Raw genomic sequence first — 6164 nt, forward strand, 5'->3', positions numbered from 1 at the left:
ACAGGCACTTAACCTATCAAGTGCTCTGAGATTAGGCAGCTCAAACTTGCTAGGTCAAGTGCCTAAGAGAATTTTTGGTGCGGAATCGTGAATCTCTCGTGCTTCATTCACCACAGAACTGGACGAAATAGTCTTAATCGTGGAGGCAGATACGGAGCCAGTGAAGGTCGGCGGTGTAGTTCTCTGCCTCCTGGCACTCATCTGGTTCATCGGCGTACCGCTGTGCCTCTGGCACTCGCTTGATGCTGGCCTGAAGTTCCCCGAAGTCGACAGCGAGAAAGTGAACGCGTGGACGACCGCAGCGGCAGTGATCTTCATCGCTGCGCCCGTCATGTCCACCGGCATCTGTGTCTTCACCCGCAGAGTGACGGGCGCTTGGATCTTCGGTCTCATCGCAGTGGCGTGCGTAGTTTTCGTCCAGGGGAGCCTGTACATGAACGCACGCCAGGCGGAGCTACACCGCCCTCCGCCGCCTCTGCCATCCGGTTACTGCGCCGAGTACAGCGGCGGAGACAGTGACTGTCCCGGCGGATGACGTGGCCTCAGGCGATCGGGTAGGCGTCTTCCAACTCGTGCCGGTCGGCGGGCAGTAGAACCTCTACGACCGCCAGAGGCCGGCCGGAGGCATCGCGAACCGCACCGAAGACGGCCAAGAGCGGCTGGTTCTTCGGCATGGCAAGCTGCTTGACCTCGTCAGCAGAGGGCATGCGAGCGGTGATCTGCTCCACGATGTGATCGAAACGCACGCCCTGGCGCGCCTGGAGATGCTCGCGGAAGCCCTGCTGCAACGGCTCGCCGCTGGTCAGATCCGTTCCCTCGGACAGTTCCAACGGCAGCCAGAGCGACACCAACTCAGTCGGCTCGCCCTCTCGCGTGATCAATCGCCGCCGAACGAACGCCTTGCTCTTGGGCCGCACATCGAGCAGCACGCCGACCCGATTCGGTACGGCGACCGTGCCGACTTCGACGACCTCGCCCGCGGAGTCGGTCTCCGGCTTGGTCAGATACGCCTGTCCCGGACGCTTCTGCTCAACAGAGGCCATCGCCGGACGGCCGCGCACGAAGCGTCCCTTGCCCTGCTGAGACTCGATCCAGCCCTGCTCACGCAGGACGCGAAGGGCGGCGACCACGGTGGGACGGGAAACGCTGAACTCTTGGATGAGCTGGTTCTCGCTGGGGAGCATCGTGCCCGGTGGGTAGGCTCCCGCCTCGATGCGCCTCTGAAGAGTGTGCACAAGCTGCGCATACTTAGGCGGCACGGACTCTAGCGACATCTTGACCGTCCAACAGCCGACAGGTTGTTTTACTAAGTTTGAGAGTATCCGGCCAACCGCCGGCTGTCCACGGCGTTACCGGAAGCGTGAGCGCACATGAGAACCCGACAGGCAGCGCAGCGGCCGGGCTGGGAAGGTTGCCGCGTGGATGCCACTGCATCTACCTGCCGGGAGAGGCGTGGCGAGACAAGGCAGTGGCCGCCATCCCCCTCTGGAAGAGACCATGCCTGCCCCGCCACGCCCGTCATCACCTGGCGATGTACTCGGCCAGGACGTTCGCCGCGCCCTGCGGATCGCTGGTCGGGTGCCGCTGCTCGGCGCTCTGCCACGAGTAGTAGGCCCCGCCGTACCCAACGAACACCCACACCGGCAGCCCCGGCTCAGGCTTGCGCACCAGCAGCGCACTGTTGTTGTCCCGCAGATCGGCGTTCACGCCGAGGTTCGCGAGTTGGTCACGCAACCGGACGAGCATGTCGCCCTCTTCCTGGCTGTTGTCCGGGAAGCCGGTCACCGCCGCTTGAATGATCGAGTTCATCTTCCGCTCCCTTCGGCCCGGCCGTCTCCGAGGCAGTCGAGACACTCTCGCTCCTCACCCGAGATCTGATCTTCGTCGATGTCGCCGATAAGGAGCGCACCGCGCGAGTTGCGCAGTTTGATCCCGCGTCCCCGGCAGCCGGGGCAGGGCGACGTCTTGCTTGTCTCGTCTGGCCGGATCACCGTCGCCATCTCCTCGTTCATCCGGCGTTCCCTGTGGCGGGAGGCCGCGTGACGTACCGTGGTTGATTGATGACAAGTCCACCGGCAACCGCGTCTGAGCAGGACCCCTGAACGGCCCCCCTTGTTTCCCCTTTCGAGCCCCCAGCCGGGAGGAAGACCCGAAAATGCCCGACTACATTCCGAACGTTCGCCTTCGCGCCTGGCGCAATCAGGAGCAGCTCAGCCGTGCGCAGATGGCCGAAAAGATCAATGCGACTCCCATTGGTGTCGCGCAAGGGTTGGCCTGCGACGAGGAGCGGATTCGGCGCTGGGAAGCAGGCGAAGTCAGGTGGCCGCGCACCGAATACCGGCTCGCGCTGACCCAGTTGACTGGAAAGGAACCGGAAGAGCTCGGGTTCTCCCAAGGGAGGCAGAACGAAAGCCGCCTCATCGAGGCCCGCGTTATCCCGGCCGACGCCCTCCGAGCCGAGGCCGACCTGTACGGGACCATGGAACTCGCTCAGCAACTCCAGGCATCCGACGTCGGAACCGGAACCCTGGAGGCCCTCGCGGAGGCCGTCGACCTCCTATGCCGTGCCTACCCCGTTGTACCAGCAGGCACCCTACGAGATCGCACGCAGAAGCGCCTGGCGCAGATCAACCACCTGCTCGCCGGACGCCTCACCCTGGACCAGCACCGCGAACTGCTCGTGATCACCGGATGGCTCACTGCCCTGCTCGGTTGCGTCCACTACGATCTGGGCGAGAGGGAAGAGGCCGAAACAGCCCGACGCGCCGCCTTCGAGATGGGCCGCCAGGTCGGACATGGCGAACTCATGGGCTGGGCACACGAAATGTCAGCCTGGTTCGCCCTTGTCGAAGGCCGCTACGAAGACGTCGTCACCGCCGCCCGCACGGGCCAAGCCGTGGCCGGCACCAGCAGCGCCATGGTCCAACTCACGCTCCAAGAAGCCCGCGGCCTGGCCCGCATAGGAGACCGCCGCGAAGCCGACCGCGCCCTGACCCGAGGAGCCGAGGTACTCGGTAGCCTCCCCATGCCGGACCATCCAGACCACCACTTCGTGTTCGACCACGCAAAGTGGATCTTCTACGCCGCCACCTGCTACACCTGGCTCGCCGACGATGACCGTGCCGAAGAACATGCCCGCGAAACCATTCAGATGCACACTCGTCCGGATGGAAGTTCCAACGCTCCAATGCGCGTCGCAGACGCGCACATTGATTTGGGGATCATCCATGCTCGGCGTGGCGACCTCGACGCTGCTGTAGAGGAAGGAAATGCTGCATTCGATATAGACCGACGGTCACTTACAGACCTAGTTCATCGGGCGGGAGACCTTCATCATCTCTTGCGGCAACGATATCGGAGGGAAGCGCTTGCCGTAGAGTTCCACGAGCGGTTTGTTATGGCGCGTCGGGCTCTTACAAGTCGTCGTCCGGAGTTGCTCGAATGATCAGGCATATATCATTCTGTTGCTCCAATGATGGACCCTATGATCGTCGTCCCTGGCTTTCCAGAATAACCTCCATTGCAAGCAATCTAACAAGCTGTACGTCGGGGCCGAGTGAGTCTGCCTCGCGACTCTCGGGCAACAGTACCCTCGTGTCTCCATACTTCGGATCATCCTTAGCGTGGACAATCCGATTCCTGATCTTGTATACCCTGTCGGACACTTGATCCAAGATGCCGCTATCCTTATCTTTGATATTCAGAGTAGGCACGCCCTTGATGGGGCCCGTATTGCCGAAGTGATTGTTCCATATTCCCTGTTTCAGGAAAGCGGTAACCTCGCTCTTTCTGGTGCACTCATTTATAAGAAATCGTAGACGCTGTGACTCTACGCTTCCCGAAGATCTTTCTACTATCTCGATCAAGCGAACTAGGGACGTATCACTCTTCTCGTTGAAGCGATGATCTAGCATCGCGTTTCGCAAATTCTTTACCGTGCCGCGACGCACCATTGTAAACAGGAAATATTCCAAGACCTGAAAGTAGGACAAAAAGGCGAGAGTTGGATTGCCGGCGGCCTGGCTGGCAAAATTGAACATCCTCGCTACTTCTGGCTGGATGGACGTCACAGGGAATCGCGCATCATTTGTATCCGGCATCGTTCGTTTTTTGCCATCCTCTCTCGAGTTTCCATCAAAGGGGCGTCGGATAGCGCTGAATAGTAGGCCATTCCTGGTGTTCAGTTCATAGAGGAAAGCTTGTAGGATATCTTCGCAATATTCCTCCATCCTCTCCAGTGAAAGGTGTTTTTGGAAGTAGAGCTTGAGTGTGCATTCCGGGTAGCCAACTGCATAAACGATAGATGGTGCAATAAGAGGGCTGTAATTAGAGAGTTCGATACACACATCGCCGTCGCGGCGAGTCAGATGCAGTCGTTGTGACGTAACAGAATCCTGTTCCTCTGAGTTTCGGTCCACCTCCGGTAGAGGTCCATCTTCTACGATTGGCATCCAAGAATTCTCGCGTGCGTGTTTGCAGTTGGGCGTCGTTGCCTTTGCCAGTGTTGTAAGATTGCGCCAACCTCCTATCTGGTAAGGCATGTCAAGGCTAATCTCGGCTAGCCCCAAATCTGGAACTAGGTATCCAACATAATGTGAGTGATCTACAGGCTTCCATTCCAACTGCATCTTTAGGGCTGATATGTGGCCACGGTCGAATATGGGTCGCGATCGCATCAGCCTACGTTTTGTAGATGTAGATAAGGATCTTGCGACAGCTACGCGGTTGTCGCGGAACTTTATCTCGATGCCTTTCTTCTTAAGCTCTCCCGCGACCCAACGCTCATCATCCGTCAGGCTTTCAGGAGCCGTGCTGGTAGCCGAATCTTTCGCTCCTATCCTGCCGGTCTCGTCGAATTCCAAATCCGCGTCTCTGTCGACAGAGGGCTGCTCTTTGGTCATGCGGTCTCCTAGAACCATGAGAGGAATGCCAGGTGTCTCTACTTCGAACGAGTCTGCCTCTGGGTGCTTGGGCTGAAGCGCATAGTTGCCGAATTGTGCCCATAGGAATCAAGGCGGCGGCGCGGCGCGCCGCCGCACTCCCGGCCCGCCGCCCGCCCGCCGTCCGGGCGTGCGGCCTGGGGGCCGGTCCCGGACGGCGCGGGACTGCGGGCCGGCCGCCGTACGCCCGCCCCGCCGCACGGACCGAACGCTCCGATCTGGTTTGCCGCGCCGCCGCACCGATGCAGCCCTTACGATCGCCACGGCATGGTTGGTCGCCGCTCAGGTTGGGGGCGATCGAAGGGCCAGGGCTTCGTTCCTCAGCCCTGGCCCACTGAGCAATGTGGCTGATCATCGGGCTTGGTTCTGACGCCGTTGTCGCCCCCTGGTGATCGCGACTGGCACAACAGGCCGCCGCGTACCTGCGTACGCGTGCGTGCCTTACCCGTGCCATTCAGTGACCTGAGAGCGATGGGGAAGCCCTGGTCAGTCGGCATGGATACAGGCCAGAGAGGCATGATCACCGTGCCATTAGCGTGCCATTAGCTGTGGCCGGACTGCTTCCGGGGGTGGGGTGCCGCGTTGAGCAGCTCCAGGTCGAGGACCGCGCGGAGCCGATCATGGCTCCTTACAAGCGAGGGGTCACTGGTTCGATACCAGTACCGCCCACCAGCAGAAACGTATGATCTCTGATCTTGAAAACGGCGTCCGAGTGACTAAGTGAGTGACTAACTCCCGAAGATCTCGTCCATCGCCGCAGCTCCCTGCATGATCACGGGCCGGATCTGATGCCGGTAGACGGTCTCGGTAACCACCGTGTTGGAGTGCCCGACGAGGCGTGAGATGTCCTCAATGGGGACGCCGGACTGGCGGGTACGCACCGCGACCCAGCCCATATCCGCCAGATTTGAGCTGGTGGAAGCCTTAAAGGGCGTTACACCACTGGTTCCTCACGTACACCTTTCCCGCTCATTAACCAGGCCCGCACCGTCCGGCAGTACCGGCACGCCCTGACGTTGTCGAGGCTGCTCCCACCCTCACCCGCGACTCCGGGATCAGGCTGCCTCCCACTTCACACGACCCGCTTCGACGGGCCATCGGCGAAGGCCTTCCACCTCCGCACGGTCAAAGTGAGGTCGGTCCGGGGCGCCCTGCCGGTGTTGCCACTGGTGGGTCTCCCCGAACCGCCTCCCGAACCCGGCGTGCGCTGCTAAGCGCACCGGG

The 6164-nt window shown here is 60.9% G+C and carries 7 protein-coding genes; 2 read left to right on the forward strand and 5 right to left on the reverse strand.

Annotated features, from left to right (window positions below; all coding sequences use genetic code 11):
- Positions 1 to 139 precede the first annotated feature (139 nt).
- Positions 140 to 535 (forward strand): hypothetical protein, encoded by a 396-nt coding sequence (locus AB0H88_RS25940; RefSeq protein WP_357648621.1) that lies wholly within the window; start codon positions 140 to 142, stop codon positions 533 to 535.
- Positions 536 to 542: 7 nt separating this feature from the next.
- Here the strand turns inward: AB0H88_RS25940 and AB0H88_RS25945 are convergent, their stop codons facing one another.
- The 3 genes from AB0H88_RS25945 to AB0H88_RS25955 all read right to left on the reverse strand — a co-directional run bounded on the left by AB0H88_RS25945 (position 543) and on the right by AB0H88_RS25955 (position 2012).
- Positions 543 to 1274 (reverse strand): GntR family transcriptional regulator, encoded by a 732-nt coding sequence (locus AB0H88_RS25945; RefSeq protein ID WP_357648623.1) that lies wholly within the window; start codon positions 1272 to 1274, stop codon positions 543 to 545.
- Positions 1275 to 1521: 247 nt separating this feature from the next.
- Positions 1522 to 1809, reverse strand: a complete 288-nt coding sequence (locus tag AB0H88_RS25950; protein ID WP_357648625.1) for a hypothetical protein — start codon at positions 1807 to 1809, stop codon at positions 1522 to 1524.
- Entirely contained in the window at positions 1806 to 2012 is a 207-nt protein-coding gene (locus AB0H88_RS25955; protein ID WP_357648627.1) for a hypothetical protein, read from the reverse strand. Before AB0H88_RS25955 ends, AB0H88_RS25950 begins: the two co-directional genes overlap by 4 nt.
- Before the next feature lie 143 nt (positions 2013 to 2155).
- Between AB0H88_RS25955 and AB0H88_RS25960 the strand changes: the two genes are divergently transcribed.
- Positions 2156 to 3445, forward strand: a complete 1290-nt coding sequence (locus tag AB0H88_RS25960) for a helix-turn-helix transcriptional regulator (protein ID WP_357648629.1) — start codon at positions 2156 to 2158, stop codon at positions 3443 to 3445.
- A gap of 37 nt (positions 3446 to 3482) precedes the next feature.
- Here AB0H88_RS25960 and AB0H88_RS25965 read toward each other — a convergent pair whose 3' ends face one another.
- Positions 3483 to 4901: a hypothetical protein gene (locus AB0H88_RS25965; protein ID WP_357648631.1), complete on the reverse strand. Its 1419-nt coding sequence runs from the start codon at positions 4899 to 4901 to the stop codon at positions 3483 to 3485.
- 767 nt (positions 4902 to 5668) lie between these two features.
- The gene (locus tag AB0H88_RS25970; protein WP_357648633.1) at positions 5669 to 5836 is read right to left on the reverse strand and encodes a hypothetical protein; all 168 of its coding nucleotides are present in this window, start codon (positions 5834 to 5836) and stop codon (positions 5669 to 5671) included.
- Positions 5837 to 6164 lie beyond the last annotated feature (328 nt).

The organism is Nonomuraea sp. NPDC050680, assembly GCF_040654555.1.
Taxonomy (GTDB): Bacteria; Actinomycetota; Actinomycetes; order Streptosporangiales; family Streptosporangiaceae; genus Nonomuraea.